Origin of the sequence: Mycobacterium parmense (assembly GCF_010730575.1) — a bacterium.
Classification (GTDB): domain Bacteria; phylum Actinomycetota; class Actinomycetes; order Mycobacteriales; family Mycobacteriaceae; genus Mycobacterium; species Mycobacterium parmense.
This window is the reverse complement of the sequence record NZ_AP022614.1, coordinates 2,656,562-2,673,527: the sequence shown is the minus strand read 5'-3', so window position 1 is coordinate 2,673,527 and position 16,966 is coordinate 2,656,562. Positions and strand designations below refer to the sequence as shown.

Genomic DNA, 16,966 nt, shown 5'->3' with positions numbered 1-16,966 from the left:
ATCTGACATATTTGCGTCAACGGTGACATTTGGTGTGTGCTGACGGGGTGAGGTCCCGGGAAACCCGTAGCGAGCGCACCCGCCGGGCGCTGCAGCAGGCGGCCATGAAACGGTTCGTTGCCGACGGCGTGCACCCGACCAGCGTCGCCGACATCGCCGCCGACGTCGGGGTGACCGAGCGGACCTTCTACCGGCACTTCCCGTCCAAGCACGCGGTGATCTTCGCCGACTACGACATCGGCTTCGAGTGGTTCGCCCGCGCGCTCGCGATGCGTCCCCACGGCGAGCCGGTCACTCTGTCGGTGCGAAAAGCCATGGACGCCTTCCCGTTTGACTTCACGATGGTGCGTGAGGCGGCGACCATCCGCTCGCGTGACCTCGACCAGGCCATCATCACCACCCACATCCGCCGGATGCGCGATCAGGTCGCCGACGAGATCGGCCGCTTCATCCACGAACGATCCAGGCCAGCGGCCGACGGGGCCATGGTCGCCGAGATCGCCGCGCACAGTTTGGCCACCGCGGTGTTCGCCGCGCTGGAAGCCTGGATGGGCTCGGCAGAACACAACGGCGGCAACGACATCGACGAGCTGGGCCGCCTGACCGACATCGCGCTGAGCGCGCTCGAGGACGGCCTGACCCAAACGCTGCGGCGCGCCGGGCTGGACTGAAGCGTGAGCGACGTGCCGTGCGATGCACAAGAGCGCCTTGCGCTCTGCGCCCTGCTCGACGGGCTCGGCCCCTCGGTTCCCACGCTGATCGCGGGCTGGACCGCGCTCGATCTGGCCGCCCACCTCGTGTTGCGCGAACGCGACCCGGTCGCGGGCCCCTGTCTGGTCCTCCCGGGCCCCTTCGAGCGCTTCGCCGAGCGGCGCAGGGCCGCGCTGGTCCGGGCCGCGACGTTCCCATGGCTCGTGGCGCGGATCCGGTCCGGCCCGCCCGTCGGCTTCTTCCGGATCGGTTGGGTGCGCGACCTGGCCAACCTCAACGAGTTCTTCGTTCATCACGAGGACGTCCGCAGGGCAAACGGGCTTGCGCCGCGCGCACTTTCGCCTGCGATGGACGCCGCGTTGTGGCGCAACGTGCGTCGGGGTGGCCGCTTTCTGAGCCGGCGCCTGGGTCCCTGCGGGCTCGAGGCGCAGTGGGCCGGGACGGGGGAGCGGGTGACGCTGCGACCCGGCCGGCCGGTGGCCACGCTTCTTGGTGCGCCGGGCGAACTGCTGCTGTATCTGTTCGGGCGTCAGGCGGCGGCCCGGGTCGACGCCGGCGGCCCGCCCGTGGCCGTCGCGGCGGTGCGTCGCACCCGTTTCGGCATGTGAGCGCCCACGACGCGACGCGGGCGCCACGACACGTAAACACAAGTACTTGTGTTGCGCCTGCTTGTCGGACCCCAGGGGTAGTGTTCGTGGTCTGAGTACGCAAGGCGAAACCGCCTGGTGGAGTGGGTTCTGGGAGGCCAAGACATGAAGCTGATTGACCGCACCTCGGCGATCAACTGGAACCGGCTGCAGGACGACAAGGACGCCGAGGTCTGGGACCGGCTGACCGGGAATTTCTGGCTGCCCGAAAAGGTGCCGGTGTCCAACGACCTACCGTCCTGGGGCACGCTGACCGCCGGCGAGAAGCAGCTGACGATGCGGGTGTTCACCGGGTTGACGCTGCTGGACACCATTCAGGGCACCGTCGGGGCCGTCAGCTTGATCCCCGACGCGCTGACGCCGCACGAGCAGGCCGTCTACACCAACATCGCGTTCATGGAGTCGGTGCACGCCAAGAGCTACAGCTCGATCTTCTCCACCCTGTGCTCCACCGCGGAGATTGACGACGCCTTCCGCTGGTCGGAGGAGAACGTCAACCTGCAGCGCAAGGCCGAGATCGTGATGGAGTACTACCGCGGCGACGAGCCGCTGAAGCGCAAGGTGGCCTCGACGCTGCTGGAGAGCTTCCTGTTCTACTCGGGCTTCTACCTGCCGATGTACTGGTCGAGCCGGGCCAAGCTGACCAACACCGCCGACATGATCCGGCTGATCATCCGTGACGAAGCCGTGCACGGCTACTACATCGGCTACAAGTTCCAGCGCGGCCTGGCCTTGGTCGACGACGTCAAGCGCGCCGAGCTGAAGGACTACACCTACGAGCTGCTGTTCGAGCTCTACGACAACGAGGTGGAATACACCCAGGACCTCTACGACGAGGTCGGGCTCACCGAGGACGTCAAGAAGTTCCTGCGCTACAACGCCAACAAGGCGCTGATGAACCTCGGTTACGAGGCGCTTTTCCCGCGCGACGAGACCGACGTCAACCCGGCCATCCTCTCGGCCCTGTCGCCCAACGCCGACGAGAACCACGACTTCTTCTCCGGCTCCGGCTCGTCGTACGTGATCGGCAAGGCCGTCGTCACCGAGGACGAGGACTGGGACTTCTGACCGACTACGGGATCTCGTAAACCACCATCTTGTCGGCGATGCCCCGCAGGGCGGCCTCCTTGCGAATGGGCCGGATCGCCTTGCTCGCCAGGAGGGCGGCGACGCCGGGCGCCTCCATGACGGATCCGGTGACGTGGATCTCCTGCGAGGTCGACAGGCTCTGCACCCGCGCCGCGATATTGACGGTCTGGCCGAAATAGTCCTGCCGCTCGTTCAGCATCACCGCAAGGCACGGCCCCTCGTGAATGCCGATCTTCACAATCAGGTCGGACTTGCCGCGCTCGGCATTGAGCTTGTCCATCGCGGCCCGCATGCGCAGGCCCGCGACCAGCGCATGGTCCGGCTGGACGAAGGTCGCCATCACAGCGTCCCCGATGGTCTTGACCACGGCGCCTTTTTCGGCCGCGATGATTTCCAGCAGAGCGCGAAAATGCGCGCGCACCAAGTCAAACGCGGCGAGGTCGCCGACCCGCTCGTAGAGCGCGGTCGACCCTTTGAGGTCGGTGAACAAAAAGGTCAACGACGTGATTTTCAGACGCTGATCGATGTTGAGGTTGTCGGCCTTGAACACGTCGCGGAAGGTCTGGTTCGACAGCATCCGCTTGGCGGTCAGGAACGGCCTGCGCTTGCCCAACAGATTGTGCAGCGTGTCGCCCGCGACAAAGACGGTGGGCAGCGTCCGCCGGCCGGATTCGTTGTTGACGGCGAGGCGCAACGGACCCGGCCGCAGGGTGGTCGACTCGGTCGGCGGATGCGCTTTGTTGAAGACCAGGCCGATCTGCTGAGGTTCCTCGGTCGGCTCGCCTTGGACGTCGATGAAATGCGCCGAATGCGTCACCGGCTCAAAAACGATGATGAATTCCGGCGGCAGGTCGATGGCCAGCACGGCCTTCTGGCCGGCGGTCAGCTCCGCCGCATCCAGCGTCAGTTCCGCGGTCAGCGAGGCGAAGGACTCCTCATCGAGGTCGATGCCCGAACTCCAGAACACCTGCCTGTAGTAATCCCACAGCGGCAGCGTGTCGGGATCGTGGGCGGCGATCCGCCTGATCTTGGGACTGACCGTGAAGGCAACCTCGACCTGCTCGTCGACGGAAGGTTCGTAGCCACAGGCGCAGAATCCGCAACAGTAGTCGTCGTTTCGCAGCGATTTCAGCGTGTCGTGCGCGTCCAGGACGCCGCTGCATCCAGGACAGAGCACGTTCCACGTCAGATCGAACAGCCCGAGCCTCGAGGCATGCAGGAAGCCGGAGATCGCCTTCTCTTCGTCGAAGCCGGTGCACTTGGAGAAGTCCAGCGCGTTGATCCGGTTGAGCTCGTGATCCTCGCCGTCTCGGATCAGCCGTGCGATGGCCTGCGCGACGGCCCGATCGGCGGTTTGCTCGAGAACCGACAACTGGGGCGGGGTGTCGCTCATGGCTCCAACGTAATTCGCATCGTCCCGCGCGGGAACGGGGCGGATGATCTAGAAAGGAGGTCGGGAACCGGGCGCGTTCCCGCGCCGGAGCAGACGAGGAGCAAGTCATGGTGCGCAAAGTCCTAGCGCTGATGATCGCCGCGGTGGGTCTGGCCGCGCCGGCGTACGCCGACAACACCGACGACGCCTTCATCGCCAACCTCAGCACCTCGGGCATGAACTACGGCGCGCCCGACAAGGCGATCCAGGTCGCGAAGACCGTCGTCTGCGGCACCCTCAACGACAACCCCAACACCAGCAACCCAGACCTGATCGCGAAGGTCACCAGCGCCACCAGCTGGCCGATGAACGCGGCTGCCTACTTCACGGGCGCCGCCATCCAGGCCTACTGCCCGCAGTACACGCAAGGCACCCCCAAGAAGCAGGGCGGCAAGCCGGGGTTTCAGCAGGCAGGCGGCGAAATCGGCCCGCTTAAGGGCTTAGTGAACACAGCATGAATTGTCGGGACGGCGCGACGCCGCGGTAGCGCCGGTGACGGCAGACCCCTGAGACTGTGGGGGTGACGAACTCCTCTTCCTCTCACTCCCACAACTTTCTCTGCTCGATCGTGCGCTGGCTGCAGGTCGGCTATCCCGACGGTGTTCCCGGACCCGACCGCGTGCCGCTGATGGCGCTGCTGCGCAGCACCCCGCTGACCGAAGAGCAGATCCGCGAGGTGGTGCGCCAGATCACCGCGCACGAAGGATCCCCCGAGACGATCGACCACCCGATCGATCGCGACGAGATCGCCGAGTTCATCTCCGGCATGACTCACTACGACGCCGGCAAGGAGAACGTGATCCGGGTGGCCGCGACGCTGGCCGCGGCCGGATGGCCGCTGGCCGGCATCGACGTCAGCGAGGTCATTCCCGGTGACGACGACGCGGAGAACGCGGAACTTGTGGCACGGGCCCCCGCGAAGGCCTCCGGGGTCGCGTCATAGCTTCGAGATGTCGATGACGAAGCGGTAGCGCACGTCGCTGGCCAGCATCCGCTCGTAGGCCTCGTTGATGTAGTCCGGTTCGATGAGCTCGATCTCGGGCGTCACGCCGTGCTCGGCGCAGAAGTCCAGCATCTCCTGCGTCTCGGCGATCCCGCCGATGTTCGAACCCGACAGGCTGCGCCGCGCCAGCGCCAGCGGGAAGGCGTGCACCTTCATGGGGTGCTCGGGGATGCCCAGCTCGACCAGGGTGCCGTCGACGTCGAGCAGGTTGATGTAGTCGTCGAGCGGCAGGTTCGCCGACACGGTGTTCAGGATGAGGTCGAAGCTTGAGCGCAGCTTCTTGAAGGTGTCGGGGTCCGAGGTCGCGTAGTAGTTGCTGGCGCCCAGCCGCAGCCCGTCCTCCATCTTCTTCAGAGACTGCGACAGCACCGTCACCGGCGCGCCCAGCGCCGCGCCCAGCTTGACCCCCATGTGCCCCAGGCCGCCGAGGCCGATGATCGCCAGCCGGGTGTTCTCGCCGGCCTTCCAGTGGCGCAGCGGGGAGAACAGCGTGATGCCCGCGCAGAGCAGCGGTGCGGCCTTGTCCAGCGGAATGGAGTCGGGGATGCGCAGGACGAAGTTCTCGTCGACGACGATGGCCTGGCTGTAGCCGCCCTGTGTCGGGGTCCCGTCCTTGTCGATCGAGTTGTAGGTGAAAATCGCGCCGCGTTTGCAGTACTGCTCGAGCCCGGCGCGGCAGGAGCTGCACTCGCCGCACGAGTTGACCATGCAGCCCACCCCGACGTGGTCGCCCACCTTGTGCTTGGTGACCTCGGAGCCGACCTCGGTCACGACGCCGGCGATCTCGTGGCCCACGACCACGGGGTAGTTCGGCGTGCCCCATTCGCCCTTGGCGGTGTGGATGTCGGAGTGGCAGATGCCGGCGAACTTGATGTCGATCGCGACGTCGCGCGGGCCCGGGTCCCGGCGCTCGATGGTGGTCTTGGTCAGTGGTGCGGTGGCCGACGTGGCGGCATAAGCGGAAACGGTGCGCATCAATATCCCTCTTCGCTGTCGTTGCGTCGCCAAAAGCTTAGCTAAGGTAATGTTCTGAGGCCAGGCGGCCCCTGTTCAGCTTAGGGCTAATTGATAGGGGCGTTGACCCAGCGCAGGTCGTCGACGACGCCGCCGGCCGCGACCGGGCCCTCGCCCGTCTGCCATATCTCGTCGTTGACCACGAACACTCTGTTGTCGTGATTGGCGGACAGCTTGCGCCACGAAGCGCTGTCCAGGACGGTGGCGGCCCGCTGCGCGGCCGCGGGGGAAGCGCACGACACATAGACGATGTCGGCGTCGGCGGCCGAGAAATCCGGCGTCTTGGCCAGGTCGGCGTCGGAGGCACCGAACTCGACGTAGGGCTTGTCGGTGAACCGCTGCGACGCCGGACGGTCGACCCCGACCGTGGCCAGCACGCTGGCGGCGAAGTTCCGGGACCCGTAGACGCGCAGTGCGCCGGTGGTCAATTGCACAACGGACACCTGATAGTGAGGTGCGTCATGCCTGTCGCCGGTTTCGGTGGCGTGCCTGGTGAAGCCGCCGATCAGCGCGTCGGCCGCGGCCGCGCGCGCGACGGCGGCGCCGACCTCGTGCACGTTGTCCTCCCACGCCGCACCGGGCGCGCCGGTGAACACCGTGGGAGCGATGGCGGCGAGCTGCGGGTAGAGGCTGGGGGTCAGGCCGGCCGAGCCCAGGATCAGGTCCGGGTGTGCCGCCGCGATGCCCTTGACGTCGGGGTTGGTGCGGGTCCCCACCCCGGCCAGGCCGCGCACCGCGGCGCCCAGGTAGGAGGGCTGCCCTCCCGCGCCGTCGGGCTCGGCGGCGGCCACCACCCGCGACTGCAGGCCGAGCGCGCACAGGGTGTCGAGCTGGTCGCCGGAGAGGACGACGATGCGCTGCGCCTCGGCGGGGACCTGCACCGCGTCCGGGGTGAATCCCGACGCGTTGGGGACCTGGCGCGTGGGCGGTCCCGGGTCGGCCGCGGCGGGGTCCCGCCCGCAGGACTCGTCGGGCCGGCGGTCGTTGCCCAGCACTCCGGCACCCGCGACCTGCGTGGTGGGGGTGACCAGCGACCGCGTCGGGGCGCTGCCGGCCGGGCCCGGATGGTCGGCGCCGCAGCCCACGCACAGTGTGGCCCACACCGCGGCCCACATCGACGCCGCCGCCACCGCGGAAACCCGCCGGATCACCCCGAAACGCACGCGTCCGACGCTAACACCGGCCGGCCCGGCGGCCGCCCGGCGAGCCGACACGCCGCGCCGCGGGCCCATTTACGACAGTTTGTAGGACCAACCCTGACGTCGTCATGATCGGCCGCTAAGATTTTGGGCATTACCGATTTTGGGCCCTGTCCGACCCGGATGTTTGGAGAAGCTGTTGACAGCCGAAGCGCCCCCGCGGGGAGATCTGGACGCCGTTCGTCCCTATCCCGAACGCACGGGTCCCAAAGGGAACCTGGTCTACAAGCTGATCACCACCACCGATCACAAGATGATCGGCATCATGTACACCGTCACCTGCTTCGTCTTCTTCTTCGTGGGCGGGCTGATGGCGCTGCTGATGCGCACCGAGCTGGCCGCCCCGGGGCTGCAGTTCCTGTCCAATGAGCAGTACAACCAGCTGTTCACCATGCACGGCACCATCATGCTGCTGCTGTACGCGACCCCGGTCGTGTTCGGCTTCGCCAACCTGGTACTGCCGCTGCAGATCGGCGCGCCCGACGTGGCGTTCCCGCGGCTCAACGCCTTCTCGTTCTGGCTGTTCTTCTTCGGCGGGCTGATCGTGATGTCGGGCTTCATCGTCCCGGGCGGCGCGGCCGACTTCGGCTGGACGGCCTACACGCCGCTCTCGGACGCCGTGCACTCGCCCGGCTCCGGCGGCGACCTGTGGATCACGGGCCTGATCGTCGCGGGTCTGGGCACCATCCTGGGCGCCGTCAACATGATCACCACCGTGGTGTGCATGCGGGCGCCGGGCATGACGATGTTCCGGATGCCGATCTTCACGTGGAACATCCTCGTGACGTCGCTGCTGATCCTGATCGCCTTCCCGATCCTGACCGCGGCGCTGTTCGGGCTTGCCGCCGACCGCCACCTCGGCGCGCACGTCTTCGACGCGGCCAACGGCGGGGCGCTGCTCTGGCAGCACCTGTTCTGGTTCTTCGGGCACCCCGAGGTGTATATCGTCGCGTTGCCGTTCTTCGGCATCGCGACCGAGATCATTCCGGTGTTCTCGCGCAAGCCGGTCTTCGGCTACACCACGCTGGTGTACGCGACGCTGTCGATCGCCGCGCTGTCGGTGGCGGTGTGGGCGCACCACATGTTCGCCACCGGCGCCGTGCTGCTGCCGTTCTTCTCGTTCATGACCTACCTGATCGCGGTGCCGACGGGCATCAAGTTCTTCAACTGGATCGGGACCATGTGGAAGGGCCAGATCACGTTCGAGACGCCGATGCTGTTCACGGTCGGCTTCCTGGTGACCTTCCTGCTGGGCGGCCTGACGGGCGTGCTGCTGGCCAGCCCGCCGCTGGACTTCCACGTGACCGACAGCTACTTCGTGGTGGCGCACTTCCACTACGTGCTGTTCGGCACCATCGTGTTCTCCACCTTCGCCGGGACGTACTTCTGGTTCCCGAAGATGACCGGACGGATGCTCGACGAGCGCCTGGGCAAGCTGCACTTCTGGCTGACGTTCATCGGGTTCAACGTCACCTTCCTGGTCCAGCACTGGCTGGGCGACCTGGGCATGCCGCGCCGCTACGCCGACTACCTGCCCACCGATGGGTTCCAGCCCTACAACGTCGCCTCCACGGTGGGCGCGTTCATCCTGGGTGTGTCGGTGTTCCCGTTCATCTGGAACGTCTTCAAGAGCTGGCGCTACGGCGAGGTCGTGACCGTCGACGACCCATGGGGTTACGGCAACTCGCTGGAGTGGGCGACCAGCTGCCCGCCGCCGCGGCACAACTTCACCGAGCTGCCCCGGATCCGTTCGGAGCGCCCGGCTTTCGAGCTGCACTACCCGCACATGATCGAGCGGTTGCGCGCCGAGGCGCACGTGGGCCGCGCCCACGGCCCGTCGGACAAGGACGTCACCAGAATCGACGACGTCCAGGTCCGCAGCTGACGGGCCGCCTCGTCGGCCAGTTCGGGTGAGCACAGTGTCCAAGGTGTCGGTGCTCATCACCGTCACCGGATTGGACCAGCCAGGGGTGACATCGGCGCTCTTCGGGGTGCTGTCGCACTATGGCGTCGAGCTCCTCAACGTCGAGCAGGTGGTGATCCGCGGCCGGCTGATACTGGGCGTGCTGGTCTGCTGCCCGGCGGACGTCGCCGACGGTGAGGACCTGCGCCGCGACGTCGAATCGGCCATCCGGGGGCTGGGGCTCGACGTCAGCATCGAACGCAGCGACGACGTGCCGATCATCCGCGAGCCGTCGACCCACGTCATCTTCGTGCTGGGCCGGCCGATCAACGCCAGCGCGTTCGGCGCGGTGGCCCGCGAAGCCGCCGCGCTCGGCGTGAACATCGACGTGATCCGCGGCGTCTCCGACTACCCGGTGACCGGGCTGGAACTGCGGGTGTCGGTGCCGCCCGGCGCCGAGGGCCCGCTGCGAACCGCCCTGAACCGCGTGTCCAGCGACGAGCGCGTCGACATCGCGGTCGAGGACTACGGCCTGGTGCGGCGCACCAAGCGCCTCATCGTCTTCGACGTCGACTCGACCCTGGTTCAGGGCGAGGTCATCGAGATGCTCGCCGCCCGGGCCGGGGCCGAGGGGCAGGTGGCCGCGATCACCGAGGCCGCGATGCGCGGGGAGCTCGATTTCGCGCAGTCACTGCGGCAGCGGGTGGCGACGCTGGCGGGCCTGCCCGCCACCGTCATCGACGAGGTGGCCGAACAACTCGAGCTGATGCCGGGCGCCCGCACCACGCTGCGGACGTTGCGGCGATTGGGTTTTCGGTGCGGCGTGGTCTCGGGCGGGTTCCGCGGGATCATCGACCCACTGGCCGAGGAGCTTTCGCTGGACTTCGTCGCCGCAAACGAGCTGGAGATCGTCGACGGCACCCTGACCGGCCGGGTTGTCGGGACCATCGTCGACCGGGCCGGGAAGGCCGAGGCGCTCCGGGAATTCGCGCGGCAGGCCGGGGTGCCGATGGAGCAGACCGTCGCGGTCGGTGACGGCGCCAACGACATCGACATGCTGGCCGCGGCGGGCCTGGGGGTGGCGTTCAACGCCAAGCCGGCGCTGCGCGAGGTGGCCGACGCCTCGCTGAGCCACCCCTACCTGGACACGGTGTTGTTCCTGCTGGGTGTGACGCGCGGCGAGATCGAGGCCGCCGACGCAATCGACGGAGAGGTGCGGCGCGTCGAAATTCCGTCGGACTCGTAGCGACCGTCAGGTGCTCGGCGCACCCGGGCGCAGCGGGTCGCGACAAGTCGGATTCCGCCGTACGGCACGATGGTCGGGTGCCCGAAAACGGAAGCGAGCCAGCCGACCCCGATCTGCTGATCGAGTTCAGGGACGTGTCGCTGCGCCGCAACGGGCAGGTGCTGGTCGGGCCGCTGGACTGGGCGGTCGAACTCGACGAACGCTGGGTGATCATCGGCCCCAACGGCGCCGGAAAGACGTCGCTGCTGCGCATCGCCGCGGCGGCCGAGCACCCGTCGACCGGTGTCGCCTTCGTGCTCGGCGAGCGGCTGGGCCGCGTCGACGTCTCGGAGCTGCGGGCGCGCATCGGGCTCAGCTCGTCGGCGCTGGCGCAGCGCATCCCCATCGACGAGGTGGTGCGCGATCTCGTCGTCTCGGCGGGCTACGCCGTGCTGGGCCGGTGGCGGGAGCGCTACGACGAGGTCGACTACCGCCGGGCGGTTGACATGCTGGAGAGCCTGGGCGCCGAGCACCTCGCCGACCGCGCCTACGGCACGCTGTCCGAAGGCGAGCGCAAACGGGTGCTGATCGCCCGCGCCCTGATGACCGATCCGGAACTGCTGCTGCTCGACGAACCCGCGGCCGGCCTCGACCTGGGCGGCCGCGAGGAGTTGGTTGCGCGCCTGACCGACCTGGCCGCCGACCCCGACGCGCCGGCGCTGGTGCTGGTCACCCACCACGTCGAGGAGATCCCGCCCGGGTTCAGCCATTGCATGCTGCTCTCCGAGGGCCGGGTGGTGGCCGCCGGGCTGCTGGCCGACGTCCTGACGGCCGAGAACCTGTCCGCCGCGTTCGGCCAGTCGATCGCGTTGGAAGTCGTCGACGGGCGTTATTTCGCGCGGCGCATCCGCAGCCGCGCCGCCCACCGCAGGAGGCTGGAATGAACACCACCCTCGAGCCGCTGCCGACCCGGCCTGCGGCCACCGTGATGCTCGTCCGCGACGCGCCCGGCGGCTTGGACGTGTTCCTGATGCGCCGCCATTCGAAGATGGAGTTCGCCCCGGGCACGATGGTGTTCCCCGGCGGCGGCGTCGACGACCGCGACCGCAACGCCGATATCGCCTGGGCCGGGCCGCCGCCGGACTGGTGGGCCCAGCGGTTCGGCATCGCCCCCGACCTGGCCGCGGCGCTGGTGTGCGCGGCGGCCCGCGAAACCTTCGAGGAGTCGGGCGTGCTGTTCGCGGGGCCGGCCGCCCGGTCCGGTTCGGCACCCGGCGGCATCGTCGGCGACGCGTCCGTCTACCGCGAATCCCGCCACGCGCTGGCCAACCGCTCGCTGTCGTTCGCCGACTTCCTGCGCAATGAGAACCTGGTGCTGCGCTCGGATCTGCTGCGGCCGTGGGCCAACTGGGTCACCCCGGAGGCCGAGCGCACCCGACGCTACGACACCTACTTCTTCGTCGGCGCCCTGCCGGAGGGGCAGCGCGCCGACGGGGAGAACACCGAATCCGACCGCGCCGGCTGGGCGTCGCCGCAGGACGCCATCGACGACTTCGAGGCCGGCCGCAACATCCTGCTGCCGCCGACCTGGACGCAGCTGGATTCGCTGGCCGGGCGCACCGTCGCCGACGTGCTGGCCGTCGAACGCCAGATCGTGCCCGTGCAACCGCTGCTGGAGAAGCGCGGCGACAACTGGGTTTTCGAGTTCTTCGACTCCGACCGCTACCACCGGGCGCGCATGTCGGGCGGATCCATGGAGTGGCCCCTGTGACAGCGCAGGTGAGCGAGTTCGTCAGCGTCGTGGTGAGCGACGGTTCGCAGGACGCCGGCCTGGCGATGTTGCTGTTGTCGAGGCCGCCGGCCAACGCGATGACCCGCCAGGTTTATCGCGAGATCGTCGCCGCGGCAGGCGAACTCGGCCGGCGCGACGACGTGGCCGCGGTGATCCTGTTCGGCGGCCACGAGATCTTCTCCGCCGGCGACGACCTGCCCGAGCTGCGGAACCTGACGGCCTGCCAAGCCGAGACGGCCGCCAGGGTGCGGCAGGAGGCCGTCGACGCCGTGGCCGCCATCCCCAAGCCGACGGTGGCCGCGATCACCGGGTATGCGCTGGGCGCCGGCCTCACGCTGGCCCTCGCCGCGGACTGGCGCGTCAGCGGCGACAACGTCAAGGTCGGGGCGACCGAGATCCCGGCCGGCCTGGTCCCGACGGGCGGCGCCCTGGCCCGCCTGACCCGGGCGGCCGGCGCCAGCAGGGCCAAGGAGTTGGTGTTCAGCGGCCGCTTCGTCGACGCCGGGGAGGCGCTGGCGCTGGGCCTGATCGACGAGATGGTGGCCCCCGACGACGTCTACGACGCCGCCGCGGCATGGGCGCGGCGCTTCCTCGACGGCCCGAGGCAGGCCGTCGCGGCCGCCAAGGCGGGCATCAACGCCGTTTTCGATCCGCCGCCGCGCGGCGGTTAGGCTGCCCTGCATGACCGACGTAAACCCGGCGGCCCACGTCACGGCCGAGCAGGTCGAGGCCGCACGGCACGACAGCAAGCTGGCCCAGGTGCTCTACCACGACTGGGAAGCCGAAACCTACGACGAGAAGTGGTCGATCTCCTACGACCAGCGCTGCGTCGATTACGCCCGCGGCCGCTTCGACGCGATCGTGCCCGAAGAGGTCACCCGCGAGCTGCCCTACGATCGGGCGCTCGAATTAGGTTGTGGCACGGGATTTTTCCTGCTCAACCTGATCCAGTCCGGGGTCGCTCGGCGCGGATCGGTGACCGACCTGTCGCCGGGCATGGTCAAGGTCGCCACCCGCAACGGCCAGTCGCTGGGCCTCGACATCGACGGCCGCGTCGCCGACGCCGAGGGCATCCCGTACGACGACGACACGTTCGACCTGGTGGTCGGGCACGCCGTGCTGCACCACATTCCCGACGTCGAGCTTTCGCTGCGCGAGGTGGTTCGGGTGCTCAAGCCGGGCGGCCGGTTCGTCTTCGCCGGCGAGCCGACCAACATCGGCGAGGTATACGCCCGGTCGTTGTCCACCCTGACCTGGCGGGTGGCCACCAACGTCACCAGGCTGCCCGGTCTGGGCAGCTGGCGGCGCCCGCAGGTCGAGCTCGACGAGTCCTCCCGCGTCGCGGCGCTCGAAGCGATCGTCGACCTGCACACCTTTGCGCCCGAGGACCTCGAGCGCATGGCGGCCAACGCCGGCGCCGTGCAGGTGCGCACCGGCAGCGAGGAGTTCACCGCCGCGATGTTCGGCTGGCCGGTGCGCACCTTCGAGGCGTCGGTGCCGCCCGGGCGGCTGGGCTGGGGCTGGGCGAAGTTCGCGTTCAACGGCTGGAAGGCGCTCAGCTGGGTCGACGCCAACGTGTGGCGGCGCGCGGTGCCCAAGGGCTGGTTCTACAACGTCATGGTCACCGGGGTCAAACCCTCCTGAGCAACCTGCGTTTCGGCACCGACGACGTCAGCTACCTGCGGTCGGAGCCCGGCGTTGCGGCACTGGCGGCGGTCGCCGGACTGGAGCTGACTGAACGCACCCGGGTCGCCGACACCGCCGCGGCGCGCGCCCGTTTCGGCGACCGGACCGCGGTGTTGGTGGAGACGACGCTGCTGCGCCGCCGCGCCGCCGACAAGCTGGGGGGGCTGGGCCCGCGGGTGGCGCAGTGGCTGTACACCGACGAGGCGCTGCAGCAGGCCACCGCGGCGCCGGTGGCCGTGCACCGGGCGCGGCGGCTGGCGAGCGTGGGGACCGCGGTCCACGACGCGACCTGCTCGATCGGCACCGAGCTGGCCGCTCTGGGCGACGCCGGCGTCTGTGCGCTGGGTAGCGACATCGACCCCGTCCGCCTGGCGATGGCGCGCCACAACCTGGGGGCCTCGGCCGCGCTGTGCCGCGCCGACGCGCTGCGACCGGTCACCCGCGGCACCGCCGTCCTTGCCGACCCGGCGCGCCGACAGGGCGGGCGCCGCCGGTTCGATATCGGCGCCTACCGGCCCGGCCTTCGGGAGTTGATGGTCACCTACCGTGACCGCGATTTTGTCGTAAAGTGCGCTCCCGGAATCGATTTCGACGAAGTCCGGCGCCTCGGCTTCGAGGGCGAGATCGAGGTGACGTCGTTGCGGGGGTCGGTGCGGGAGGCCTGCCTGTGGTCGGCCGGCCTGGCGGCGCCCGGTGTGCGCCGGCGGGCCAGCGTGCTGGACCGCGGCGAACAACTCACCGACACCGAACCGGACGACTGCGGCGTGCGGCCGGCGGGGCGCTGGATCGTCGACCCCGACGGCGCCGTGGTCAGGGCCGGCCTGGTGCGCCACTACGGCGCCCGGCACGGGTTGTGGCAACTCGATCCCGACATCGCCTACCTGTCCGGGGACCGGTTGCCGCCGGGGGTCCGTGGCTTCGAGGTGCTCGAGCAGTTGGCGTTCGACGAGCGGCGGCTGCGTCTGGCGTTGGCGGCACTGGACTGCGGGGCGCTCGAGGTGCTGATCCGCGGGGTCCGGGTGGACCCCGACGCGCTGCGCCGACGCCTGCGGCTGCGCGGCGCCCGGTCCCTGGCCGCCGTCATCACCCGGATCGGCTCCGGGGCGGCCGGTCAGGCCCGGGTGTTCGTCTGCCGTCCGTCGCGATAGCGCCGGGTAGGCTGACTGCGTCCGCCTTTCAGGCGCCCAGCCCCCCAGTCTGCGAGGACAATCCGACGATGCGTTATCTGATAGCGGCCGCGGTGCTGGCGCCCGCGGTCCTGTTGGGCTGGCCGGCGAGCGCCGCCCCGGCGGCGTGTGCCGGCGTGGGCGGCACCGTCGAAGCCGGGCAGCTGTGCCACGTGCTGGCGTCCACCGCGACCTACATGATCAACCTGACGTTTCCCGCCGATTACCCCGACGAGCAGGCGCTGACGGCCTATATCACGCAGAATCGCGACGGGTTCGTCAGCGTCGCTCAGACCTCCGGACAGCGCGACCAGCCCTACCAGCTCGAGGCCACCACCGACCAGCACAGCGCGGGCCAGCCGCCGCACAACACCCGCAGCGTGGTGCTGAAGTTCTTCCAGGACCTGGGCGGCACGCACCCGTCCATCTGGTACAAGGCGTTCAACTACAACCTGGGCACCAAGGCGCCCATCACGTTCGACACCCTCTTCGCCCCCGGCACGTCCGCGCTGGACAGCATCTTCCCGATCGTGCAGCGCGACCTGGAGCGCCAAAATCCCCTGGGTGTCGCGATCCTGCCGTCGGCCGGGCTGGACCCGACGCACTACCAGAACTTCGCGATCACCGACGACCAGCTGATCTTCTACTTCGCCCCGGGCGAGATGTTGCCGGCGTTTTCCGGCCCGGCCCAGGCCCAGGTGCCGCGCAACGCCATCCCGCCGCTGGCGGTCTAGCAGTTTCAGGCCGGATCGAAGCCGTAGACCTGACCGTCGCTCGTGGTGGCCACCAGCCGGCGATCGCTGCCCACCGCGACCCCGATCGGGTATCCGGTGGCCGCCGGCAGCGGGTAGCTGTTGAGCGTGCGCCCGCTGCCGGGATCGAAGACGAGCAGCGACATCCCGGGGGCGGCGTCGGTGACCACGTAGCCGACGCGGGCGCCGGCCAGGCTCGACGACGACAGGGGAACGACGTCGTCGCGGCGCCAGGCCGCGTCGGCGTGGTCGCCGGCATCCTTGAACGCCGCGAGCCGGGTGTCGGGCCCGCCACCGGACACGATCAGGCCCTGCGGGGTGACCGCGGGCGGCGTCTGCGCCAGAAAACCCAGCGGAGCCGACCACTTCACCGTCCCGTCGGCGCTGCGCAGGGCCCACAGTCGCTGGTCGCGGCCGTTGACGTAGACGGTCGACCCGTCGGCGGACAGCACCGGGCTGGCGATGACGCCGGCGCCCACGGCGTCACTGGTCCACTCCCGCGAGAGCTGGGGGGTCTGTCCAGGGTGGTACCTCAGCCCGATCAGGCTCGCGGCCGGGGCGCCCGGCTGCCACACCCCCAGCACCGCCGTTTCACCGGCCGCCGTGAACGCGGGGGCGGCCGCGACGGGGCAGCCCTGCCGCGCCGGCGCGCAGTCCGCCAGCCCCCGCGTCGCGTCGGTCGGGTCGACGCCGTCGACGAGGTCCACCGGACTGCCGACCACCTGCCCGCGGTGGGCGTCGAAGACGAGCACCTGGCCCAGGTGGGTGGCGACCAGCAACTGACCGTGCCCGAGAAACCGCGGGGTGGTGGGCATCCCGATCACCGGTTGCCGCCACCGCGTCCACTGGGTCACCGGGAAGGACACGAACGCGCCCGGTTGTCCGACGTAGAGATTGTCGAAGCCGTCGAACAAGGGCCCGGCGAAGCCGCCGCCCTGGACCAGCCGGACACACCAGCGCTGCCGGCCGTTGTCGTCGTTCTCCCATTCCATGAGCGAACAGCCGCCGGGCGTCTGCGCGTTGAGCGCCAGGTAGCCGCGCGCGCTGAGCGCCGGGCCGGCCGCCAGGCTCCCCTTCACCGACCGGGTCCAGCGCAGCGACAGGCCGGTGGCCCCGCCGGTTGCCGTGTAGCCGCTGTTGGCGGCGTCGCCGTACTGGGCGGGCCAGCCCTGCGCGGCCGAGGCCTCCACCCAGGAGTCGGTGTTGCCGCAGCCGGCGATCCCGATCGCGAGGACGGCCGCAAGCGACGCGGCCGACCAACGCCGAATCCGACGCTGGAGATGTCGGGCAGGCACCTGGATTTTCCACATTTCGGCTCGGCGGCGATCGAGTACAGGGGTGAGGGTA

At 69.4% G+C, this 16,966-nt stretch carries 16 protein-coding genes and 1 pseudogene; 13 read left to right on the top strand and 4 right to left on the bottom strand.

Features of this window, described 5'->3' with window-relative positions; translation table 11 throughout:
• Positions 1 to 104: 104 nt before the first annotated feature.
• The 3 genes from G6N48_RS12135 (at position 105) to nrdF (ending at position 2,426) form a co-directional block, all read left to right on the top strand.
• On the top strand, positions 105 to 671 hold the full coding sequence (locus G6N48_RS12135) for a TetR/AcrR family transcriptional regulator (RefSeq protein WP_085267930.1): 567 nt from the start codon (positions 105 to 107) through the stop codon (positions 669 to 671).
• Between the two features lie 3 nt (positions 672 to 674).
• Entirely contained in the window at positions 675 to 1,319 is a 645-nt protein-coding gene (locus tag G6N48_RS12130; RefSeq protein ID WP_085267931.1) for a TIGR03085 family metal-binding protein, read from the top strand.
• A 144-nt stretch (positions 1,320 to 1,463) separates the two neighbouring features.
• Entirely contained in the window at positions 1,464 to 2,426 is a 963-nt protein-coding gene (nrdF, locus tag G6N48_RS12125) for a class 1b ribonucleoside-diphosphate reductase subunit beta (RefSeq protein ID WP_085267932.1), read from the top strand.
• A 4-nt stretch (positions 2,427 to 2,430) separates the two neighbouring features.
• On the opposite strand, the gene G6N48_RS12120 is transcribed toward nrdF, so the two are convergent.
• A complete protein-coding gene (locus tag G6N48_RS12120; protein WP_085267933.1) occupies positions 2,431 to 3,840 on the bottom strand; it encodes an adenylate/guanylate cyclase domain-containing protein in 1,410 nt (469 codons plus the stop codon).
• Between the two features lie 107 nt (positions 3,841 to 3,947).
• Here G6N48_RS12120 and G6N48_RS12115 point away from each other — a divergent pair, with 107 nt between their 5' ends.
• Complete coding sequence (locus G6N48_RS12115) at positions 3,948 to 4,337, top strand: DUF732 domain-containing protein (RefSeq protein WP_085267934.1); 390 nt, start codon at positions 3,948 to 3,950, stop codon at positions 4,335 to 4,337.
• 62 nt (positions 4,338 to 4,399) lie between these two features.
• The gene (locus G6N48_RS12110) at positions 4,400 to 4,822 is read left to right on the top strand and encodes a DUF3349 domain-containing protein (protein ID WP_085267935.1); all 423 of its coding nucleotides are present in this window, start codon (positions 4,400 to 4,402) and stop codon (positions 4,820 to 4,822) included.
• Here G6N48_RS12110 and G6N48_RS12105 read toward each other — a convergent pair.
• Positions 4,817 to 5,857, bottom strand: coding sequence for an NAD(P)-dependent alcohol dehydrogenase (locus G6N48_RS12105; RefSeq protein WP_085267936.1), 1,041 nt, complete (start codon positions 5,855 to 5,857; stop codon positions 4,817 to 4,819). The genes G6N48_RS12110 and G6N48_RS12105 overlap by 6 nt on opposite strands.
• A gap of 86 nt (positions 5,858 to 5,943) precedes the next feature.
• A complete protein-coding gene (locus G6N48_RS12100; protein ID WP_139825667.1) occupies positions 5,944 to 7,011 on the bottom strand; it encodes an ABC transporter substrate-binding protein in 1,068 nt (355 codons plus the stop codon).
• A gap of 223 nt (positions 7,012 to 7,234) precedes the next feature.
• On the opposite strand from G6N48_RS12100, the gene ctaD reads away from it, so the two are divergent.
• The 8 genes and pseudogenes from ctaD (at position 7,235) to G6N48_RS12060 (ending at position 15,601) form a co-directional block, all read left to right on the top strand.
• Positions 7,235 to 8,980, top strand: a complete 1,746-nt coding sequence (ctaD, locus tag G6N48_RS12095) for an aa3-type cytochrome oxidase subunit I (RefSeq protein WP_085268070.1) — start codon at positions 7,235 to 7,237, stop codon at positions 8,978 to 8,980.
• 25 nt (positions 8,981 to 9,005) lie between these two features.
• Complete coding sequence (gene serB, locus G6N48_RS12090; RefSeq protein WP_085267938.1) at positions 9,006 to 10,244, top strand: phosphoserine phosphatase SerB; 1,239 nt, start codon at positions 9,006 to 9,008, stop codon at positions 10,242 to 10,244.
• Between the two features lie 77 nt (positions 10,245 to 10,321).
• Complete coding sequence (locus tag G6N48_RS12085) at positions 10,322 to 11,167, top strand: ABC transporter ATP-binding protein (protein ID WP_085267939.1); 846 nt, start codon at positions 10,322 to 10,324, stop codon at positions 11,165 to 11,167.
• On the top strand, positions 11,164 to 11,994 hold the full coding sequence (locus G6N48_RS12080; RefSeq protein WP_085267940.1) for an NUDIX hydrolase: 831 nt from the start codon (positions 11,164 to 11,166) through the stop codon (positions 11,992 to 11,994). Before G6N48_RS12085 ends, G6N48_RS12080 begins: the two co-directional genes overlap by 4 nt.
• An 8-nt stretch (positions 11,995 to 12,002) precedes the next feature.
• A pseudogene (locus G6N48_RS12075) lies at positions 12,003 to 12,674 on the top strand (enoyl-CoA hydratase); the annotation flags it as partial.
• Positions 12,675 to 12,696: 22 nt separating this feature from the next.
• Positions 12,697 to 13,659, top strand: coding sequence for a class I SAM-dependent methyltransferase (locus G6N48_RS12070; RefSeq protein WP_085267941.1), 963 nt, complete (start codon positions 12,697 to 12,699; stop codon positions 13,657 to 13,659).
• Complete coding sequence (locus G6N48_RS12065; protein WP_372511316.1) at positions 13,617 to 14,849, top strand: THUMP-like domain-containing protein; 1,233 nt, start codon at positions 13,617 to 13,619, stop codon at positions 14,847 to 14,849. The genes G6N48_RS12070 and G6N48_RS12065 overlap by 43 nt, the downstream gene beginning before the upstream one ends.
• Positions 14,850 to 14,917: 68 nt before the next feature.
• The gene (locus G6N48_RS12060) at positions 14,918 to 15,601 is read left to right on the top strand and encodes an esterase (RefSeq protein ID WP_085267942.1); all 684 of its coding nucleotides are present in this window, start codon (positions 14,918 to 14,920) and stop codon (positions 15,599 to 15,601) included.
• A gap of 5 nt (positions 15,602 to 15,606) precedes the next feature.
• Here the strand turns inward: G6N48_RS12060 and G6N48_RS12055 are convergent, their stop codons facing one another.
• Positions 15,607 to 16,929 (bottom strand): outer membrane protein assembly factor BamB family protein, encoded by a 1,323-nt coding sequence (locus G6N48_RS12055; RefSeq protein ID WP_085267943.1) that lies wholly within the window; start codon positions 16,927 to 16,929, stop codon positions 15,607 to 15,609.
• Positions 16,930 to 16,966 lie beyond the last annotated feature (37 nt).